This is a genomic window from Williamsia sp. R60, from assembly GCF_054063855.1.
This window is the reverse complement of sequence record NZ_JBSSGR010000001.1, coordinates 194,340-214,627: the sequence shown is the minus strand read 5'-3', so window position 1 is coordinate 214,627 and position 20,288 is coordinate 194,340. Positions and strand designations below refer to the sequence as shown.

15 protein-coding genes are annotated in these 20,288 nt (G+C 64.5%); 10 read left to right on the top strand and 5 right to left on the bottom strand.

Annotation, left to right across the window (positions count from 1 at the left end):
• Genes ACVWY6_RS00845 through ACVWY6_RS00820 form a run of 6 tightly spaced genes read left to right on the top strand, consistent with a single transcriptional unit; the run spans position 1 to position 9,424 of the window.
• Entirely contained in the window at positions 1–1,263 is a 1,263-nt protein-coding gene (locus tag ACVWY6_RS00845) for an aspartate aminotransferase family protein (RefSeq protein WP_457535649.1), read from the top strand.
• Between the two features lie 9 nt (positions 1,264–1,272).
• On the top strand, positions 1,273–4,251 hold the full coding sequence (locus ACVWY6_RS00840; protein WP_457535648.1) for an FAD-binding and (Fe-S)-binding domain-containing protein: 2,979 nt from the start codon (positions 1,273–1,275) through the stop codon (positions 4,249–4,251).
• Positions 4,248–5,753, top strand: a complete 1,506-nt coding sequence (locus tag ACVWY6_RS00835; protein ID WP_457535646.1) for an NAD-dependent succinate-semialdehyde dehydrogenase — start codon at positions 4,248–4,250, stop codon at positions 5,751–5,753. Before ACVWY6_RS00840 ends, ACVWY6_RS00835 begins: the two co-directional genes overlap by 4 nt.
• Positions 5,754–5,802: 49 nt before the next feature.
• Entirely contained in the window at positions 5,803–6,996 is a 1,194-nt protein-coding gene (locus tag ACVWY6_RS00830; RefSeq protein WP_457535645.1) for a M24 family metallopeptidase, read from the top strand.
• Positions 6,997–7,022: 26 nt separating this feature from the next.
• Positions 7,023–8,252, top strand: a complete 1,230-nt coding sequence (locus ACVWY6_RS00825; protein WP_062797075.1) for an aminotransferase-like domain-containing protein — start codon at positions 7,023–7,025, stop codon at positions 8,250–8,252.
• Positions 8,249–9,424 carry a M20 family metallopeptidase gene (locus ACVWY6_RS00820; protein ID WP_457535643.1) on the top strand — a complete coding sequence of 392 codons (1,176 nt, stop codon included), beginning with the start codon at positions 8,249–8,251 and terminating at the stop codon, positions 9,422–9,424. Before ACVWY6_RS00825 ends, ACVWY6_RS00820 begins: the two co-directional genes overlap by 4 nt.
• A gap of 84 nt (positions 9,425–9,508) precedes the next feature.
• On the opposite strand, the gene ACVWY6_RS00815 is transcribed toward ACVWY6_RS00820, so the two are convergent.
• The 3 genes from ACVWY6_RS00815 to ACVWY6_RS00805 form a co-directional block, all read right to left on the bottom strand.
• Positions 9,509–10,897: an MFS transporter gene (locus ACVWY6_RS00815; RefSeq protein WP_023955583.1), complete on the bottom strand. Its 1,389-nt coding sequence runs from the start codon at positions 10,895–10,897 to the stop codon at positions 9,509–9,511.
• Between the two features lie 150 nt (positions 10,898–11,047).
• On the bottom strand, positions 11,048–11,830 hold the full coding sequence (locus tag ACVWY6_RS00810; protein WP_457535641.1) for a GntR family transcriptional regulator: 783 nt from the start codon (positions 11,828–11,830) through the stop codon (positions 11,048–11,050).
• A gap of 121 nt (positions 11,831–11,951) precedes the next feature.
• Positions 11,952–12,338 carry a PPOX class F420-dependent oxidoreductase gene (locus ACVWY6_RS00805; protein ID WP_457535639.1) on the bottom strand — a complete coding sequence of 129 codons (387 nt, stop codon included), beginning with the start codon at positions 12,336–12,338 and terminating at the stop codon, positions 11,952–11,954.
• Between the two features lie 194 nt (positions 12,339–12,532).
• Between ACVWY6_RS00805 and ACVWY6_RS00800 the strand changes: the two genes are divergently transcribed.
• The 4 genes from ACVWY6_RS00800 (at position 12,533) to ACVWY6_RS00785 (ending at position 16,751) form a co-directional block, all read left to right on the top strand.
• Positions 12,533–13,804, top strand: coding sequence for a DUF222 domain-containing protein (locus ACVWY6_RS00800; RefSeq protein WP_457535637.1), 1,272 nt, complete (start codon positions 12,533–12,535; stop codon positions 13,802–13,804).
• Positions 13,801–14,085 carry a hypothetical protein gene (locus ACVWY6_RS00795; protein WP_457535635.1) on the top strand — a complete coding sequence of 95 codons (285 nt, stop codon included), beginning with the start codon at positions 13,801–13,803 and terminating at the stop codon, positions 14,083–14,085. The genes ACVWY6_RS00800 and ACVWY6_RS00795 overlap by 4 nt, the downstream gene beginning before the upstream one ends.
• A gap of 263 nt (positions 14,086–14,348) precedes the next feature.
• Positions 14,349–15,704, top strand: coding sequence for an amino acid permease (locus tag ACVWY6_RS00790; protein WP_457536833.1), 1,356 nt, complete (start codon positions 14,349–14,351; stop codon positions 15,702–15,704).
• A 66-nt stretch (positions 15,705–15,770) separates the two neighbouring features.
• On the top strand, positions 15,771–16,751 hold the full coding sequence (locus ACVWY6_RS00785) for an ABC transporter substrate-binding protein (RefSeq protein ID WP_457535634.1): 981 nt from the start codon (positions 15,771–15,773) through the stop codon (positions 16,749–16,751).
• On the opposite strand, the gene ACVWY6_RS00780 is transcribed toward ACVWY6_RS00785, so the two are convergent.
• Both ACVWY6_RS00780 and ACVWY6_RS00775 read right to left on the bottom strand, forming a co-directional pair.
• Positions 16,752–17,924 carry a VWA domain-containing protein gene (locus ACVWY6_RS00780; protein ID WP_317712136.1) on the bottom strand — a complete coding sequence of 391 codons (1,173 nt, stop codon included), beginning with the start codon at positions 17,922–17,924 and terminating at the stop codon, positions 16,752–16,754.
• Positions 17,914–20,268 (bottom strand): DUF5682 family protein, encoded by a 2,355-nt coding sequence (locus ACVWY6_RS00775; protein WP_457536831.1) that lies wholly within the window; start codon positions 20,266–20,268, stop codon positions 17,914–17,916. Before ACVWY6_RS00775 ends, ACVWY6_RS00780 begins: the two co-directional genes overlap by 11 nt.
• Positions 20,269–20,288: the final 20 nt, after the last annotated feature.

The window sequence follows — 20,288 nt, the reverse complement described above, 5'->3', positions numbered from 1 at the left end:
ATGAGCCGCGCCACCCTCAGCCCTGCCCTGAAACAAGCCACGCCGGTTGTCGTCGATCACGCGAAGGGGTCGTGGATCCACGGCACGGACGGGCTCGACTACCTCGACTTCACCACCGGCATCGGCGTCACCAGCACCGGGCACTGCCATCCGAAAGTGGTTGCCGCAGCCCAGGAACAATGCGGCAAGATCATTCACGCGCAGTACACCACCGTGATGCACAAGCCGCTGCTCGAGTTGACCGACAAGCTCGGTGATCATCTGCCCACCGGGCTCGACTCGGTGTTCTATGCCAACTCCGGATCCGAGGCCGTGGAGGCCGCGGTCCGGCTGGCTCGGATGGCCACGGCGCGACCGAACATCGTTGTCTTCCAAGGCGGTTTCCATGGCCGCACCGTCGCTGCCGCGACTCTGACCACCGCCGGAACCCGCTTCTCCGCAGGCTTCTCCCCCCTGATGGGCGGCGTGCACATGGCGCCCTTCCCGTACGCCTACCGGTACGGCTGGGACGAGCAGACAGCAGTCGACTTCGCTCTCCGGGAACTCGACTATCTGTTCGCCTCACGCGTCGCTCCCAATGACACCGCTGCCTTTCTCATCGAACCGGTGCTGGGTGACGGCGGATACCTGCCCACGCCACCGGCATTTCTCGAGGGACTCCGCGAACGCGCCGATCGATACGGGATCGTCCTCATCCTCGACGAGGTCCAGGCAGGCGTCGGGCGCACCGGCAAGTTCTGGGGACATCAGCACACCGACGGCCTGATTCCCGACATCCTCATCACAGCCAAGGGCATCGCCTCCGGGTTCCCGATCTCGGCCATCGCGGCACCCCGCGACCTGATGGCGAAGGCGTGGCCGGGTTCGCAGGGCGGCACCTATGGCGGCAATGCGGTCGCCGCGGCCGCAGGCGTCGCGACACTCGAGGTGATCGCCGAGGAGAACCTCGTCGACAACGCGCGCATCCGGGGCGACCAGATGCTCCGCGGACTGGCCGAGCTGGCTCCGAAGTTCCCGCAGATCGGCAACGTTCGCGGGATCGGCCTGATGGCCGGCATCGAATTCGTCGACGATGCGGGCGCGCCCGACAGCGTTTCGGCAGCCGCCGTGCAGCAGGCGTGCATACCCGAGAAGCTGCTGACGCTGACGTGTGGACCGATGGGCAACGTTGTTCGCCTCATCCCCGCCCTGGTGATCTCAGAAGACGAAATGGCCACGGGTCTGAACAGATTCGAGGCCGCCTTGACCGCGGCACTGGGATAGCGGGGGGTGATGGACCCCGAACTGTCCGGCTCCCGTGTCGCCACTGATCTACAAGCGCTCGGGCTGAGCGCCGACGCCTCGCCTCGCCGTCTCACCGAATACTCCTACGACGCCTCGAACTACCGACTCAAACCCCTCACGGTGGTCTTCCCTCGGGACGATCGCGAGGTGGCTGCGGTGGCCGCCTACTGCCACCGGCATCACCTCACGCTCACCGCCCGCGGTGGCGGAACGGGCATGGGCGGCAACGCGATCGGGACCGGCGTGGTGCTGGACTTCTCCCGGCACATGAACAGGCTCATCTCCGTCGATCCGCACGGCAGGACCGCGGTGGCGCAGGCAGGCATGGTGCTCACCACCCTGCAGCAGCAAGTCGCGGCCCAGACCGACGGTGAACTGACCTTTGCGCCGGACCCCTCGAGCCAGTCCCGGGCCACCCTCGGCGGGGCCATTGGCAACGACGCCTGCGGCAACCACTCGGTGCGCCACGGGCGCACCACCGACCACGTCGAGGCATTGAACCTGGTCACGGCCGATGGACTGCGCCTCACCGCATTCCGCGACGGGTTGAGCGCAACCGACCCCTCCGACACCGAAGCGGTGGCCCGGGCAGCCCAACTGAGTGCGGCGATGCGCGAGCTGACGGCGGCGAACATGGCCGTACTGCGAACCGAGATGGACCGGATCCCACGCCAGGTGTCCGGCTACCACCTCGGTAAGTTGCTGCCCGAAAACGGTTTTGACGTGGCCCGCGCCCTGGTCGGCACCGAAGGCACCTGTGCGATCGTGGTCTCGGCCACCGTTCGTCTCGTGCCCGCACCCACCAGCGCGCTGCTGCTCTGTCTCGGCTACCGCAACGTGGTGGACGCCGCCCGCGACGTACCGACCCTGCTCGAGTTCAAGCCGTCGGCCATCGAAGGTATCGACGAGCGCATCGTCGAGACGATGCAAGCGCGTCGAGGCGACGACTCCGTGGTGGGACTGCCACAGGGAAATGCCTGGCTGTACGTGGATCTCGATGAGGAGAGCAGCTCGAACGTGCCGCAGGCGGCGCAGGACCTTCTCGACAAGCTCTATACAAACGGGCGACTGGTGGACGGCCGGACCGTGCCCGACCGCCAGCAACGGGTCTCGCTGTGGCGTATCCGGGAGGACGGCGCCGGATTGTCGTCACGGCTGGTGGCACCGCAGGAGGTGAACCCCGAAGACGGTGGCGACGGCGGCAGCTACGAATCCTGGCCCGGCTGGGAGGATTCGGCCGTTGCACCCGAAAGGCTGGCCGACTATCTGGAAGGGTTCACCGCACTGCTCGACCACCACGGACTGACCGGTGTCATGTACGGACACTTCGGCGCCGGGTGCATGCATGTCCGGATCACCTTCGACCTCCGCAGTGCGCAGGGCCGAGCGGCGATGAGGAAGTTCTGTCATGACGCCGCCGAACTCGTTGTGCGTCATGGCGGTTCGCTGTCGGGTGAACACGGCGATGGCCGGGCCCGCTCGGAGCTGTTGCCCCTGATGTACTCGCCTCAGATGATCGAGGCCTTCGGCGCCTTCAAGCGGATCTGGGATCCGGCAGGCATCCTCAACCCCGGCAGCATCGTCGATCCGGACCCCATCGATGCCAATCTTGTGCTCGCCGACGTGCCCAGCCGCGTATGGCAGACCAGTTTTGATCTCGGCACGCCCAGGACCCGGGACGATGGACTACCAGGCCTGGACCCCTTTGTGCATGCGGTCCAGGCGTGTATCGGCGTCGGGCGCTGCCGGTCCGATTCCGGTGGCGTCATGTGCCCCAGCTATCGCGCCACCCGCGACGAGAAGGACTCCACGCGCGGCCGCGCCCGCGTCCTGCAGGAGATGGTTCGCACCGCACCCGACATCGAATCTGGCTGGCGCGACGAGGATTCTCGCGAAGCCCTCGACCTATGCCTGTCATGCAAGGCGTGTTCGACCGATTGCCCTGTGGGCGTCGACATGGCGACGTACAAGTCCGAGTTCTTCTCCAACTACTACCGGCGGCGCCTGCGCCCGCTGTCGCATTATTCGCTCGGCTGGATGCCTGCCTGGCTCGGCGCCGCCAAGGCTCTGGCCCCCGTCATCAACAGGATGCTGGCGGGCCGCCTCGCCGGTCCCGCATCCCGGGCCGGCGGGCTTGATCCGCGACGCACCATGCCCGCCTTCGCCACCCGCAAACAGGTGCACACCGCGATGGCCGGTCTACGCACCGACCCGGCGTCCGACGTGGTGCTGTTCGTTGACTCGTTCACCAAGGCGTTCCGGCCACACGTCGCCGGTGCCGCGGCGCGAGTCCTGGAATCGGGAGGCCAGACCGTGAGCTGTTCAGCCGACCAATGTTGCGCGCTCACCTGGATCTCCACCGGGCAACTCGATCACGCGCGAAAGGTGCTGACCCGTACCGCCGCTGCTCTCGACGACGGCAGCGACCGGCCGATTGTGGTGCCCGAACCGAGCTGCGCTGCCGCACTGCGCAAGGACCTCCCGGAGTTGGTGCACAGCGAGGTCGCCCGCCGGGTGGCTTCACGGGTTCGGAGTTTCGCCGACGAGGTCGGCCATCTACTCGACGACGGGTGGAAACCTCCCATGCCGTTGCCCGCGGACGTCGTCGTGCAGACCCACTGCCACGAGTACTCGGCGTTCGGGCCCACCGTGCAGCAATCGGTTCTGCGCAGACTCGGGGCGACCAAGGTCAAGCAGGCCGACGGATGCTGCGGTGTAGCAGGCAATTTTGGCTTCGAGAAAGGTCACTACGACGTCAGCATGGGCGTGGCCGAACAGGCGCTCGCCCCAGCTCTGCGTGCCCGGGATCAATCCACACCGGTCCTCACCGACGGATTCAGTTGTGCGATGGCCGTTTCGCACCTCTCTGCCACCGACGACACCGTGCCGGCCGTCGAGTCGGTCCACCTGGCCGAATTACTCGACCCGGCACGCTCATCCGAGACCACCGAGGAGGTTCGACCATGACGACATCCACCGTCACACCCGCCGCCCAGAACGCCGAACGGCGTGCCCGGGCAGCCGAGCTCATCGCTTCTCTGCCCACCGGCCTGTACATCGGCGGCGAATGGGGGCCAGCAGCAGACGGCGCCACCTTCGCGGTCGAGAACCCCGCCACCGGTGAGGTCATCGCCCACGTCGCCAAGGGTGCACAGGCCGATGCCGCTGCGGCCATCGAGTCGGCCGCGGCCACCCAGAAGAGCTGGGCGGCAACACCGCCACGCACACGCAGCGACATCCTCCGCCGGGCATACGAGTTGATCCTCGAACGACAGGAGGATCTGGCGCTGATCATGACCACCGAGATGGGCAAGCCTCTGGCCGAGGCGCGAGGTGAAGTGGCCTATGGCGCAGAGTTCTTCCGATGGTTCTCCGAAGAGGCGGTCCGAATCGACGGTGGTCACACCACCACCGGCGACGGTGCAAACCGCATCCTGGTGACGAAGGAGCCGGTGGGACCGTGCATCCTCATCACCCCGTGGAACTTCCCACTGGCGATGGGCACCCGCAAGATCGGGCCTGCGATCGCGGCCGGCTGCACCATGGTGTTCAAGCCTGCCGAACTCACCCCACTCACGACGCTTGCCCTCACCGAGATCCTCACGCTCGCCGGCTTGCCTGCCGGTGTGCTGAACGTGGTCACCACCGACGACCCCGGTTCCGTGGTGGAGACCTGGATGGACAGCGGCCTGGCCCGCAAGGTCAGCTTCACCGGATCCACCCAGGTCGGAAAGTTGCTGCTGGAGCAGGCATCTCGGACCGTGATGCGCACGTCTATGGAACTGGGCGGCAACGCACCGTTCATCGTCTGCCCTGACGCCGATCTCGACAAGGCCGTCGGCGGCGCGATGGTCGCCAAGATGCGCAACATGGGTGAGGCCTGCACGGCGGCCAACCGGATGTTCGTGCATCGCAGCGTGGCCGAAGAGTTCGCCAGGAAGCTGGCCGAACGGATGGGCGCGTTGAACGTCGGCAACGGCGTGGACGAGGGCACCCAGGTGGGGCCGCTCGTCGAGCGCAAGGCCGTCGACAAGGTCCGCACCCTGGTCTCGGACGCCGTCGAACGAGGGGCCACCGTGGTGGTGGGCGGTGAGGAGGGTGCTGATGCCGGCTACTTCTATCAGCCGACGGTGCTCTCGGGTGTTGACCCGCAGTCCGAGCTGATGGGTACCGAGATCTTCGGGCCGGTGGCACCGGTCATCCCCTATGACACCGAGGAGGAGGTGATCGAGATGGCCAACAACACACCGTGGGGTTTGGTCGGCTATCTGTTCACCCAAGACATCGATCGGGGACTGCGGATGTCGTCGGCACTCGAAGTCGGAATGGTGGGTCTCAACACAGGTTTGGTCTCCAACCCTGCAGCACCCTTCGGTGGGGTGAAACAATCCGGATTGGGCCGCGAAGGCGGCCGGGTCGGGATCGAGGAGTTCCTCGAGATCAAGTATCTCGCCATACCGAGGACCTGATCAGACCGGCACAACCGCGAACGTTCACCGAAAGGTGTGAGGACACAGTATGTATCTCGGATCGCAGCTGTTCACCGACGCCGAATACGAGCAGCGGCTGGCGGCCGTCCGCAAGTTGATGGACCGGCAGGGGCTGTCGGCGATCATCGTCACGGACCCGGCAAACATCTTCTATCTCATCGGGTACAACGCGTGGTCCTTCTACACCCCACAGATGTTGTTCGTACCGATGGACGGCGACATGGTGTTCTTCGCGCGCGACATGGACGCTCGCGGTGCGCATCGCACCACCTGGCTGCCCGACGAGCAGATCGTCGGTTATCCCGAGAGCTACATTCACAGGCCCCACGTACATCCGTTCGATTGGGTGGCGTTCGCGTTGCGGCAACGGCATCTGATCGCGCCGGCGTCGCGAGGTGGTTCCGTGGGCTTGGAGATGGACTCGCACTTCTTCTCCCCCAAGGCGTATCGAGCGCTGTTCAACGCGATCCCGGAGTGGAAGCTGGTGGACTGCTTCGAGCTCGTGAACTGGGTGCGGTCGGTCAAATCGGATGCCGAGGTGCAGCTGATGCGGCAGGCGGGCATGGTGTGCTCGGAGGCGATGCGCGCGGCAATCGACACCATCGACATCGGGGTGCGACAGTGTGATGCGGCAGCGGCGATCTCGCAGGCGCAGATCACCGGTACCGATCGATTCGGCGGCGACTATCCGGCCATCGTGCCGATGATGCCCACGGGCGAAGCAGCCGACACCCCTCACCTCACCTGGCATCAGGGCACTTTCGTCGGTGGCGAGGCAGTGGTGGTCGAGCTGACGGGCGCCCACAACCGGTACCACTGCCCTCTCGCCCGCACCGTGTCACTCGGTCCGGTGAACAAGGATGTCGACTACGTTGCCGGAGCCACCGCAGAGGGCCTCAACAATGTTCTCGACGCCATCGCACCGGGGGTGCCGACGCGGGAGCTCGCCTCCACCTGGAACTGGACGTTGGCCAAGTATGGACTCGAAAAGCCTTCTCGGCTCGGCTATTCGATCGGTATCGGCTACCCACCGGACTGGGGTGAGCGCACCATCAGCATCCGGACCGAGGACGAGACGATCCTCGAGGAGAACATGACATTTCACATCGTGTGTGGAATGTGGATGGACGGCTACGGATTCGAGTTGTCCGAGTCGGTGCGGGTGAGCGCGACCGGGGTCGAGACGTTCACTAGCTTTCCGCGAGACCTGATCCGCAAGTGACCTGATGAGAAGTGAGAGGTGACCGCATGACCGCAACCGATCTGTCCCACTCCAGCCGCACCTTCCCGCTGGCCGGCCGGGCCAAAGATCTGGTCGGGTCGATGATCGACTCGTCGACGTCGCTGCTCGCCGCGCAGAAGCACGACATCGTCCGATTCGCCATGGGTTCACCCGCCGACGAGGCAGTGCCCGCCGACGAGTTCCGCGAGATAGCCGGCAGCATCCTCGACCACACGTCGTTCACCTACGGCGCTTCCGAGGGCGAGCCGCGTCTGCTCGATCTACTGGTCAAATACCTTGCCGGGACACCTGATCCGGCCTCCGAGGACCGGCTGGTCATCACCACCGGTGGTATGCAGGGACTCGATCTGGCCTGCAAGTTGTTCGTCGACCCCGGCGACCTCGTGATTGTCGAGTCGCCCACGTACACCAACGGAAGCGCCACCGCCCTGTCGTACGGGGCTCAGCTACTCGAGGTGCCGGTGGACGACGAGGGACTCATGGTGGACCAGCTACCGGATCTGGTCGCGCGAACTCATCGAACCCCCAAGGCCATCTACACCATCCCCAATTTCCAGAACCCGAGTGGCGTCACCTTGTCGCTGGAACGGCGAGTCGCGTTGCTGGAGTTGGCCCACAAGTGGGGCGCGGTCATCATCGATGACGATCCGTACGCGCTGCTGCGCTTTTCCGGCGAGGACATCCCCACGTTCCGGACTCTGAGTCCCGATGACCCACTGCTCTTTTCGGTTCGAACGTTCTCGAAGATCCTCGCGCCGGGGTGGCGCGTGGGATGGGTTGACGCCGACCCCGCTCTGCGGCAATTGCTGATCAACGGCAAGCAGGCGATGGACACGTGTACCAACGTGCCCAACCAGCACATCGTGGCCGAGTACATCTCGCGTGGTGGGTTGGAGGACCATCTGGTGATGCTGCGCGACCTGTACCGCATTCGACGGGACGCGATGATCGCCTCTCTGCACACACATCTGGGCGATGAGGTGGCCACCACACATCCCGAGGGTGGCTTCTTCCTCTGGGTGACATTGCAAGGGAAATATGCCGGTATCGACACCCGCGAGCTGTTCGAGATCGCACTGGCCGAAGGTGTTGCGTTCATTCCGGGCCCGGCGTTGTCGCCCGGTGGCCACTACCGAAACGCGCTGCGGCTGTGCTTTGCATCCAGCACACCCGACCGCATCGACGAGGGCGTGAAGCGGCTGCGTACCGCTCTGGATCTGGCACTGGCGGCATGACCGAACGGTCTGTGCTCGAGCTGATCGACGAGCCTGAGTTGGTGGCACTGACCTGCTCGCTCATCGACGCGGGCGGCGAGAATCCCGGCGGCACCGAGCAACAGACGGTCCAGGTACTCCACAAGGCCTGTCACGAACTCGATTTCATCGTCGACAGCTGGGAAGTGGCCCCGGAAAGACCGAACTTCACTGCGACACTCCCCGGCACCGGCAACGCACCCGGTCTCATGATCCTCGGCCACTCGGACGTGGTACCTGCCGGTGACGGATGGACACGCGATCCGTTCGAATCCACGGTCGACGCGGGGCGGATCTACGGTCGCGGCGCCACCGACATGAAGGGTGGCCTCGCGGCGGCAATCATCGCGATGGCGGCGTTGTCGCGGTCGGGGGTGGAACTGCCCGGGCCCGTCCAATTGGTCTGCACCGTCGACGAGGAAGACCTCGGCATCGGCATCCGCGATTTTGTGGCCCGGAACGATGGATCGTATCGATTCGCCGGTTGTGTGGTGGCCGAGCCGACCGACCTCGAAACCGTGATCGCTTGTCGCGGAGCGTCTTACCTCGAGGTCCGGGTGACCGGACGGGCCGCACATTCGGGTCGCCCGGCAGATGGCCGCAACGCCATCGACGCCGCCGCCGCGATCATCGACCTCGTCCGTGCCGACGCCCGCCGGCTGGCGCGCTCACCAGACCCGCTTCTGGGCTCGGGAACCTGGAACACCGGGCTGATCGAAGGCGGGCAGGGCATCTCGGTGGTCGCACCGCATGCGACCGTCAGCTTCGACCGCCGGCTGATGCCCGGGGAAGACGCCTACGCTGTGGCGTCCTGGCTACGCGGCGCGATCACCGAAGCGGGCATCGACAGTGACGGCATCACAGTGGATGTCGAGGTGACGATGTCGATGCCGGGTTTTCAGACCACCATCGACCACCCATTGGTCACCGAGGCCGCTCGTGCCGTCGGTGACGCCGGTGGCCATACCGAGATCACCGGCTGGACCGCCGCGTGCGACGGCGGCTTCATCAGCCGGGACCTCGGGATCCCCGCGATCGTCCTGGGCCCCGGTGGTCTCAACGATCAGGCACACCGCCCGGATGAATCGGTCTCCATACACGAATTGGTCACCGCTGCAAAGGCTTACGCATTGCTGGCGCTGCGCCTGCTCTGACCGAACCGGTCACGATCGTCCCCGTGGACGCCGTCCAAGGGCGAACAGCCCTCGACGGCGTCCCACGGGCCCGATCGTGGTGCGTCAGTTGTTGTGCACCAGCTTCTTTTCGGCGTCGGTTTCCTCACCTGGGATGTCGGTGCCCCGAATCGAGAAGCCTGCCGTCTCGCGCAGGAAGGGCAGCGCGATCATGCCGATCGCGCAGGCGAGCATCATGTAGCCGGCCGGGAACAACTCCCAACCCTCGTTCTCGGTGACCGCGTCGTTGATCAGCGGAGCCGTGCCTCCGAACGCCGCCGTGGCCACGTTGTAGGAGATGGCGAACCCGGCGTACCGCACCTGTGTGGGGAACATGGCCGGGAACGTTGCCGAGATGGTGGACAGCTGCGGGATGTACAGCAGCCCCAGCACCAGGAATCCGACGATGGCCCAGCCGAAGCCCTGCCCCATCAGCCAGTACATCGGCAACGCGAACACGAACAAACCGATCAGCGAGCCCCACCACATCGGTTTGCGGCCGATCTTGTCCGACCAGGCACCGAAGAACGGGATACACGCCATCATCGCCAGCTCGCCGATCAGGATGACAACCGTGCCGGTGGTCTCGCTCATTCCGATGGTGGTCTTGAGGTACGTCGGCTGATATGCCAGCAACGTGTAGTTGGCCACGTTGAGGGCGATCACCAGGCCGAACATCACCAAGATGGGCTGCCAGTAGTTGGTGAGCAGATCCTTGAACCGCGTCCACGCGGTGCCCTCGATCTCATCCTTCTGCTCGAGTTCCTTGAATACCGGTGTGTCTTCCATCTGATTTCGCAGATACAGACCCACCAGACCCAATGGCAACGCGAGCAGGAACGGGATGCGCCAGCCCCAGGTCTCCATCTGCTGGTCGCTGAGCGCCAGTTCGAGCAGCAGCACGATGGCGGTGCCCATCACGAATCCGGCGAGTGTGCCGAACTCGAGGAAGCTTCCGTAGCGGCCGCGCTTCTTGTCCGGCGCGTATTCGGCCATGAACGTTGCCGCTCCGCCGTATTCGCCTCCGGTGGAGAATCCCTGGACCACACGGAGTGCGATCAAGAGGATCGGCGCCCATACGCCGGCGACCGCATGCGTGGGCAGCAGTCCGATGAGGGCGGTGGCGCCCGAGATGAGCAAAATGGTCATGGCCAGCACGGCTTTTCGGCCGATTCGGTCTCCGATCGGACCCCAGATCATGCCGCCGAGCGGTCGGAGCACAAATGAGATCGCAAAACCCAGCATCGTGCCGATGGTCCCGAGGTCGCCGGGAAAGAAAGCTTGCGTGAGATAAGTCGTGGTGGCGGCGTAGACGCCGTAGTCGTACCACTCGGTCGCGTTACCGATGGCGGATGCGCCGATGGCCTTGCGTAAGAGCTTCTTGCCTTCCGGTGAATCCGGATCCGGAAATCCTGGTGCAACGTCTGAATTCGTTTTCGCGATGTTCGGGCTCATTGATACCCCCTTCAACTGAAGACGTCGGCTCTGGTGTCTTCGAGGCCCACAGATTCCTGCTACTTCCGCGTTTTGAAAGCAGGTGACTAGGCGTTTGTCGGTGCAGGCCTCCTCGAGGGTGGTGGCCCCGGCAGGTTGCCGAAGCCCGATCTATCTTCCCGATGCCGGTCGGTTTACGGGCACGTTCGGACTCGACGTTATCGCTGCGCCACCGAACTGAGATACGGCACCCGGTTCGGCGATGATTCGCCGCAACCCGTCCCGCATGTGGTCGACCATCAGTTCGTCGGCCGATTTTGTATCCCGCTGGGCAATTGCCGACACGATGCGGCGGTGCTCAGAGATCCGCTCTTCGGCGGATACGTAGGTGCCTCGCATGGCCCCCAGACACATCCGCGTCTCGACGAGAATGGTCTCGTGAAGTCGCGAGAGCCGGGGGCTACCTGCGAGTTCTACGAGTTCGTGGTGAAATGCCATGTCCGCGTCCGCAATCTGTGGACCGTTGGGGTCGTCCGCGTGCCGCTCCATCTCCTCGACTGCGGCGGTGAGGACGTCGACGGCGTCGTCGGGGCGGCGCAGGATCACCTGTTCGAGTGCGGCGCGCTCGACCGCGGCCCGGGCGACGTACATGTCCCTGATGTCGTCGTCGTCCATCGTGATCACGAACAGACCGCGATTCCGGTAGCTGACCAGCAGCCCTTCCTGCGTCAACCGCTGCATGGCCTCGCGCAGTGGTCCGCGGCTGACACCCAGATCGGCCGCCAGGCCCGATTCGGTCAGTTGCGAGCCGGGAGGAAAGTCGCCTTTGGCGATGGCTGCACGCAGTTGACGGGCAATGATGGCCGGAGTCGACTCCTGGACCAGGGGTTCGAGTACCCGAGACCTGGCCACGCGCCCGCGGGCACCGCCGGACTTCTTGATCTCATCGGACATGAGTCACCGCACCCAAACCCCTCGCGTTCCGTCCTCGTAGATTGTTGACAATCTACCGCAAAGGCGGGCTCACACAACCTGCCTGCCGGTTTTTCAGCGGCGACGGGAACACCCAGGCCATTCAGTTGCTTGCGGTGATCGCCAACCCCACGGTGCCCTTCTTGCCTCTGCGCAGCAGGCTGCCCTTCACTGTGACCCAGCCGAGCAGTCCGTATTTCTTCTGCACCACCTCGCGCGCGTGATCGGTGCCGGCGGCATCGAGAATCGCCGCTGTACCGGACACCGGATCTCCGTACGTCTGCTTGCCCCGCACGTCGCACGCCTGGACCACCACAGCCGGATTCCGGCGCAACCGCTTCACCTTCCATGAATCGGTCACCGTCCACATCAACAACTTGTCACCATCGAGCGCCGCCCACAGCGGCGAGGACACCGGCGTCCCGTCTTTGCGGAACGTGGTCAGCTGCACGTATTTCGCGGTTCCCGCCTGCCCAAACGGTGTTGTCATCAAAAGCCCTTCGTCGTCAGCCCTTGTCCGCAGATGCTACGCACACCGGTGACAAACGAGCGTCGACGCGGTCGGCTTGAACACCCTGGTCCACCGGCGAGCATGTGCGGTGGCTATTCGAACGCGTGTTCGACAAATGTCGCTTATCGCGGTAGTCTGGAGATACGTTGATCGAGGCCCGGGGGGACCAACCGATGACCGACACCGCTTCTCTTGATCCACCGGCGACGCCGGTCTTGGTGGGCCTGTATCGAGACCTCAGTTCTGTCCTGGACCGAATAGCGGCTGCGTCATCATCAGATCTTGACGACGCGTCGGTGTGCGAGCTGGCACGAATGAACGAGAAAGCTGTTCGCGCCCTTGGATTTCAAGGTTTACAACGGTTACTCGAAGTGTCAGATCGGGGCGCATTCCGCAGGGCCGGGCACCCGACATTGCACCGCTTCGTGATGAGTGAGTTGCGGGTTACCCGCGGCGATGCGTCATCCCGGCTGAAGGCATTGGATGCCGTCGCCCGGTTTCACTCCCTGCAGGGCGAGGTGCTGCCGCCGAAGTGCCCTGCAGCAGCAAAAGCATTGGCAGAGGGAGCAATTGGTCTCGCGCACATGGATGTCATGCTTGATGTGCGCAAACACATCCCCAACAAGGCCGCGCCCGAGGTACTCGACGTTGTCGATGCGTGGATGGTCGACAACGCACGCACGATGAATCCGACCGACCTGATCCAGTGTGGTCGCGAGGTCCTGGCGCGGGTCGACCCCGACGGTGCACTGACCGACGAGCAGGACCGCAAACGCAATCGCGGGTTGAGTGTGGGCGAACAGGGCGCAGATCTGATGGCCAAGATCACCGGCACCCTCGATCCGCAGACGCTCGCACTGTTCAAGACCGTCCTCGATGTATGGGCTGCCCCAGGTATGAACAACCCTGATGACCCCGAGTCCCCGGTCGGAGCCGTCGACGATCCGGGCCACCACAAAGCACTGATCGAGTCAGCAGCCCACCGTGACACCCGCACCACCGCCCAGCGCCAACACGACGCGTTCAAGGCAATACTGCGCACCGTCCTGGAATACAAACTTCTGGGCACGTCCCATCGCGGGTTGCCGGCCCAGGTGATCATCACGATGACAAAGCAGCAACTCGACGACGTGGCAGGCATCGCAACCACCGCGTCGGGGGTGGATCTTCCGGTCAAAGACGCTCTCGAACTCGCGGCTCGCTCAGACAAGTCGTTGGCTGTGTTCGCACATCACTCAGCCGAAGTCCTGTACTTCGCCCGAGCGAAACGCGTTGCCCAGCAAGGTCAGCGGTTGGCATTGTTCGCCGCCTATCGTGGGTGTTCACATCCTGGCTGTCGCCAACCGGCCACCTGGGCCGAGATTCATCACGTGAACGCGTGGATTCTGGGCGGCCTCACCAATGTCGATGAGCTGTGCCGGCCTGCCCCGCCCATCACGCGATGATCGGCGACGGTCCCGACCAGTGGCAGACCGTCATGATCACCGAAGGCGCCGACGCGGGCCGGGTCGCCTGGATCCCGCCGGCATGTGTCGATCCCGATCAAATACCGCGGGTCAACCGCGCCAACCACGTGGGCGAAACCGTTGATGCCGAGTGGACCGGGGTCATCACCAAACGCGACAAAGCGCTCCGAGACCACGAACATCGCCTGATGCACCAGAGCCATGCGCAGCCGCCAGACCTCCCGCCAGACGACAATGCCGCCGCGAACGGTGAGGGCTGAGGGGCCGAAGCAAACTGGCCAGACCGGCGGTTTGCGCCGGACGCAAAGGGGTAGTCTGCGCAACAAGTTTCTCGCAGCGCAACGAGAGGGCAGATCAACATGCCGACAACAACCCCACTGCCTGCTGTGTCGTCGCCCGGCGTCATCCTGCGGCACGTACATGTCTGCACGGGCGCTCAGCTGTGAGCACCACCGAGAAGAACACGGGCGGATCCACCACGTCGTCGTCGCTGGGTACCAGCCTCAAACCCAGACACATCACGATGATCTCCATCGCCGGCGTCATCGGCGCCGGGTTGTTCGTCGGGTCGGCGAATGCGATCGAGAAGGCCGGGCCTGCGGTCATCATCTCGTACGCGCTTGCGGGGACACTTGTGGTGCTGGTGATGCGCATGCTCGGCGAGATGGCCACCGCCAACCCCAACACGGGTTCGTTCTCGGTGTATTCGCACCGGGCACTGGGGCGCTGGGCAGGCTTCTCCGTCGGATGGCTCTACTGGTGGTTCTGGGTGCTGGTAATCCCTGTGGAGGCCACCGCGGCTGCGGAGATCTTCAGCAAACTCATCGGCGGCGAACAGTGGATCTGGGCCCTCGCCGTCACACTGTTGCTCACCGCCACCAACCTCATCAGTGTCGGGAACTACGGCGAGTTCGAGTTCTGGTTCGCCTTGATCAAAGTTGTTGCCATCATCGCGTTCATCGCGATCGGCGTGGTGGCGATCCTCGGCTTGTTCCCGGGTTCGGAGACCAGCGGGGTCAGCCATCTCTGGGAGCCCGACGGCTTCCTTCCGAACGGATACACCGCGATCATCTCGGCCATGCTGGTGACGATGTTCTCTTTCATGGGCACCGAGATCGTCACCATCGCCGCGGCCGAATCACCCGATCCGGAAAAGGGCATCACGCGCGCGGTGAATTCGGTGATCTGGCGCATCAGCATCTTCTACATCGGTTCGATCTTCGTGGTGGTGGCCCTTGTGCCCTACAACCAGCTCGATGACGGCTCCTACCAGACCGTTCTAGAGACGATAGGCATTCCCGCGTCAGCGCAGATCATGGACGTCGTGGTGCTCACGGCAGTCGCATCGTGCCTCAACTCCGCGTTGTACACCGCATCACGGATGTTGTATTCGCTCGGCGAACGGCACGAGGCTCCCGCCGCGGTCAAGAAGCTGACGGTTAACGGGGTCCCGTGGGTGTCGGTGCTCGCGTCGATGGTGCTGGGATTTCTCGCAGTCATCGGCAATTACGTCCTCCCCGACAAAATCTTCGGCTACCTGCTGGCCACCAGCGGCGCAGTTGCGCTGTTCGTGTACCTGTCCATCGCGGTGAGCCAGCTGGTGCTGGGCAAGTCGATGCGAGCCCGCGATCAGGTTCCCGCCGTGAGGATGTGGCTGTTCCCGTACCTCACCGGACTGGTCATCGTATTCATCGTCGCCGTGCTGGTGCTCATGGCGTTCGACTCCGATCAACGCGAGGCCATCACGTTGTCGACCATCTCGGCGGTCATCATCGTGGCGATCGGCGTCTGGATGCAAAAACGGCACGGCGATCGCGGGTACGACGCCCCGGATGCAGCAAAGGCCGCGGCCCCTGGTGCACCCGGACCGAAGAAGTAGTTGCCTTTCGACCCAACGCATGGTTAGGCTATCCTAACTCAAGTTGGGATTCGTGAAGGGTGAAGCATGCGCCGGGCGTTCAATCATGGAAAAATCATCGGCAGCGTGGTGGCTGCGTTGTCGCTACTGGCGGCAGGTTGTAGCTCCCCAGACGACGAATCCTCCGACAACGGGGCTTACGAACCGGTGGTTGTCGAGCACCAGTTCGGTTCCACCACAATTGATTCTGACCCGATGACGGTGGTCACGTTGACGGGCAGCTGGACCGATTCCCTCCTCGCGCTCGACGAACCGATCAAAGCCCGGTACGTGACCGAGGGGTACGCCGGCGAGAACAACCGATTCGAGTGGACTCCGGAGAACGACGCCGAGGTCATCACCTTCTTCGGTGTGGAATCCATCAGCGTCCCTCAGCTCGCTGCCCTCGAGCCAGATCTCATCCTCGCCGGCTATCTAGGCAGCGAGGACGAATACAAGCGGATCAGCCAGGTGGCCCCGACCATTCCGGTGATGGCCAAGGATGCGGTCATGGACTCCTGGCAAGACGTGACACTGACGGCGGGCCGGATCTTCGGCAAAGAAGACAAGGCACAGTCACTGGTGGACGATGTGGAATCGCAGGTCGCCGACTTCAAGGCGGATCATCCTGCAGCACAGGGCAAGACGTTCTCGTTCGGACAACTGACCCAAGAAGGTCAAGTCGGTGTGGTCGCCGACGACACCGATCCGGTCAGCAAGTTGATGTCGTCGATGGGCATGGTTCTCGACCCGAAGGTCAAAGAGGTCGCCGAAGGCCAGACACGCGTACTGATCTCGCGTGAACGCACCGATCTGCTGAACTCCGACTTGCTCATACTCTGGCCACTGGGCGGCGATCCGGCGGCGTTCGAATCGCTACCGGGCTGGTCCAATCGGACAGCCGTCAAGAGCGGTGCGGTGGTGTACGTGAACAACAACAACGCGGCGGCACTGAGTGAGCCGACGATCTACTCCGTTCCCTACGCGTTGAACCTCATCGGGGCGGCAGCGGACAAGATCCCCGCCTGATCACATCCCACGCGCCGCGAGCTCCTTCGACGTCGCCCAGGCCGCGATGTCGCCGCGACCGATGGCCACCGCAAGAAGTTCCGGGAAAGCGTCAGGTGTGCATGCAAAAGCCGGTATTCCCATGGCGGACAGAGCCGTTGCGATGTCCCGATCGAATGCCGGCGCACCCTCATCGGACAGCGCCAGCAGCACGATGACCTGCACCCCGGCCGCTGTCATGGCAGCGACCCGGGCCAGCATCTTCTCTCGGAGGCCACCCTCGTAGAGATCGGAGATGAGGACAAAGATCGACTCGGCGGGCCGGGTGATCAGGCCCTGGCAGTACGCGATCGCCTGGTTGATGTCGGTACCACCGCCGAGGGTCGCGCCGAACAAGACGTCCACCGGATCTTCCAGTTCGTCGGTGAGATCAACGATTTCGGTGTCGAACAGCACCAGAGAGGTTTTCACCGACCGCATCGATGCCAGCACCGAACCGAAGATCGACGCGTACACAATCGATGACGCCATCGATGCCGACTGGTCGATGGCCACGATGACGTCGCGACCCAGGTGTTGGGCCCGTCGACCATGCCCCACCAGGTGCTCGGGGATCACCGTTCGGTAATCCGGTTGATAGTGCTTGAGATTCCTGGCGATCGTGCGATTCCAGTCGATGTCACCCGGTCGCGGCCGATGCGTGGTTGCCGCCCGGTTCAGCGCACCGGTGACGGCTGCACGCGTCTGGTCGGCCACTCGGCGCTCGACGTCGTCCACCACCTTGCGGACCAGGGCGCGTGCCGATGCCCTCGACGTCTCCGGGATGGCCTTGCCGAGGCCGATCAGTGTGCTCACCATCTCGATGTTCGCCTCGACGGTATCCATCAACTCCGGCTCGGCGAGCAGTTTGGTGATCCCCAGACGTTCGACGGCGTCCCGTTGCATCACCTGAACCACGTTCGAGGGGAAGTACTTTCGGATGTCACCCAGCCAGCGGGCCACCGATGGCGCCGACCCGCCCAAGCCGCCTCTGCGCGAACGGTCCGACTCGTAGAGGGCGGCCAGCGATCGATCCATTCCCTGCATGTGTCCGGGATCGGGCGTCCCGAGCGGCTCATCCGCCGCAGTGCCCACCACCATTCGCCACCGTCGCAGCCTGGTGTCTTCCACCGGGTCTGATTCATCAGGAGACATCAGCGCCCTCCTTCGCCGCCGGCGGTGTGGGCTGCGGGGCAGACAACCCGAGCAGCGCCGCGACAACGGCGACAGCGGGCGCCGCACGCTCCGGGTCGACCGACGACGGAGCCGCCACCTGCACCACACCTCCGCCGATACCCTTCACCGACTCGGCGATGTTGCGACGGATTCCGGCCTCGAACACACTGAACGTGCGCCGCAGCAACGGGACCAGTTCGGTGAACTGCTCGTCGGGCAGTCCGGCCAGCCAGTGGTCGATGACGGCCAGCAGCGACCGATCGTGCACCAGCAGCAGGCCTCCCCCACCGATGAAACCGTCGATCCAGGCAGCCTTGTCCGCCGGCACAGCACCCACCGAGAGCGCACGATGCAAACGCGTTGCCGCCTCATCGCCGTCGATCTCCCTGGAGTCGAGCAGGATTCGGACGATGCGACCGACCAGAGAGCCGTGCAGATCCCGCCGATCGGCAAGGCCGCGGAGCACGGCACGCCAGTTCGCTGCTTCTTCCCTGGCCACCCCGCCCTGTTCGAGCAGCGCAGTCACCTCGTGCACCTGATCGATCAACGTGCGGAATTCGGCGGCAGCGTCCGCGCCGAGTCCGGTGATCGCAGCGGGCAGTCCCGCAGAGACGCGGACCAGCAACGATGTGGTGACGTCGGCAAGGGCGCTGGTGTCGGTGCCTCGCACATCGCCGTAGCGCAAGGCCCGCGACAGGGCAGGCAAAGCACTCATCAGATGCTCCACATCGCGGTCGAGCGCAGCGCGGTCTCGTAAAGCGTTCAGCACCTGGCTCACCGCTTCGGGGAGGTCGGCAAGAAGCGCCTGCTCGAGCACAGCGGTGACCCCGGACAACCTAGATGCCTTGACCGCGCGCTCGATCAGTCTGTTGGTCGCGGCAGCCTCCACCGTGGTCCCCCACGCCGATGCGACCACGATGTCGACCGCGAAATCGGGCTTCCACGCCACGAGCCAGCCCTCCTTGAAGGTGCCCGAACCGCTCACGTCTTCCGGAACGCCCCAGTCGATCGATAAGGCTGCAAGCCGATGCAGCAGAACCGACTTCGCAAGATCAGGAGGTCTGCGCAGGTCCAACACGAGCTCGCGCACCATGGGCTCGATCTTGAGCCGGGCCGAACGGGCGACAGCCCGCAGATCCGCCTCAAGAGGTACCGTCGGGGCGTCCGTGGGCGTGGACCCCAACTGCTCCCCGATCACCAGCTCGTCGGTGATCAGTCGCATCACCGTGTCGTCGCCGTCGCACATCACCGCCTCGGTCGCCTCGCTCACCTCCGCTAGCCCCGGCAGCGGTCGCCGCCGGAGCGTCGACAGACTCTCAGCGAGCCGGGCGGCCTCGATGATGTGCGCAGACGAGATCGCGATGTCTTTGGCGCGCAACAGGTGTGCGACCTTGATCAGCCACCGGGTGATCACGTCCTGATGCTGCGTGAACAGGTGGTGGTACCAACCGGGCGACACCACCCCCGCGCCGTAGCCCGAGGTGAACGCCAGTCGCGAGTGTGTCCACGGCACCCACGCCAGTTTCGCCCGTACCTTGGGAGTGCCGCGCAGCACTTTCGCATCCGCTGTTGCAGGTGGCAACTTCCCCATCAACGCCGGGGCGTGCCACGCTCCACAGATCACCGCAACCTTCTGCACGCCTGGCTCTTTGAGCGCTTTACGCAGCACCTGACGCATATGCGCCTCGCGTCGTTCCTCGTGCAGTCGTTCATCAAGATCGCCCACCGGCGGAAGTTCATCGCGCAACGCGCTCATGGCTTCGGCAATGGCATCGAAACCCCCACCATCCGAGCGAGTTTCGATGACGTCATCCCACCATCGTTCCGGATCGTCGTACCCGGCCGCGTCGGCGAGCACTCCGATGGGATCGGTCCGTACGGGGGCACCCGCGTCGAGCCCACCCGGTTCGGCCAGGTCGAGGGTGAGGTCATCGTCCGCCGGCTCGGTCCCGCTCCGGCAACCACCACCGCTGTGGGCCAACACCATCGAGGCAGGGAGGTCACAGAATCGGACCGGCCGGGCATTGTCGACTGCCCAGCGCATGGCCTGCCACTCGGGAGAAAACGCAGCGAAGGGCCAGAATGCCGCAACCGCCGGTTTGGTTACCGCATACGCGAGGATGGCGACAGGCGGCGACATCTCGTCCGACCCGACGAAGCCAACAAGTGGGTCGGCATCCGCCGGTCCTTCGATCAGCACGATGTCCGGGTCGATGCGCCTCAACTCGGCCAGAACCCCACGGGCCGAACCCGGCCCGTGGTGCCGTATCCCGAGCACGTAGGTGCCCGGACCAACATCTTCGGGACGCCCGGTGTCGAGCACCTGCGGTGGCGTGGAGCCGG

Bases quoted from the DNA above. Each gene is read 5' to 3' on its own strand.
- ACVWY6_RS00845 (WP_457535649.1), top strand. From the start codon at position 1: ATGAGCCGCGCCACCCTCAGCCCTGCCCTGAAACAAGCCACGCCGGTT.
- ACVWY6_RS00840 (WP_457535648.1), top strand. From the start codon at position 1,273: ATGGACCCCGAACTGTCCGGCTCCCGTGTCGCCACTGATCTACAAGCG.
- ACVWY6_RS00835 (WP_457535646.1), top strand. From the start codon at position 4,248: ATGACGACATCCACCGTCACACCCGCCGCCCAGAACGCCGAACGGCGT.
- ACVWY6_RS00830 (WP_457535645.1), top strand. From the start codon at position 5,803: ATGTATCTCGGATCGCAGCTGTTCACCGACGCCGAATACGAGCAGCGG.
- ACVWY6_RS00825 (WP_062797075.1), top strand. From the start codon at position 7,023: ATGACCGCAACCGATCTGTCCCACTCCAGCCGCACCTTCCCGCTGGCC.
- ACVWY6_RS00820 (WP_457535643.1), top strand. From the start codon at position 8,249: ATGACCGAACGGTCTGTGCTCGAGCTGATCGACGAGCCTGAGTTGGTG.
- ACVWY6_RS00815 (WP_023955583.1), bottom strand. From the start codon at position 10,897: ATGAGCCCGAACATCGCGAAAACGAATTCAGACGTTGCACCAGGATTT.
- ACVWY6_RS00810 (WP_457535641.1), bottom strand. From the start codon at position 11,830: ATGTCCGATGAGATCAAGAAGTCCGGCGGTGCCCGCGGGCGCGTGGCC.
- ACVWY6_RS00805 (WP_457535639.1), bottom strand. From the start codon at position 12,338: ATGACAACACCGTTTGGGCAGGCGGGAACCGCGAAATACGTGCAGCTG.
- ACVWY6_RS00800 (WP_457535637.1), top strand. From the start codon at position 12,533: ATGACCGACACCGCTTCTCTTGATCCACCGGCGACGCCGGTCTTGGTG.
- ACVWY6_RS00795 (WP_457535635.1), top strand. From the start codon at position 13,801: ATGATCGGCGACGGTCCCGACCAGTGGCAGACCGTCATGATCACCGAA.
- ACVWY6_RS00790 (WP_457536833.1), top strand. From the start codon at position 14,349: ATGATCTCCATCGCCGGCGTCATCGGCGCCGGGTTGTTCGTCGGGTCG.
- ACVWY6_RS00785 (WP_457535634.1), top strand. From the start codon at position 15,771: ATGCGCCGGGCGTTCAATCATGGAAAAATCATCGGCAGCGTGGTGGCT.
- ACVWY6_RS00780 (WP_317712136.1), bottom strand. From the start codon at position 17,924: ATGTCTCCTGATGAATCAGACCCGGTGGAAGACACCAGGCTGCGACGG.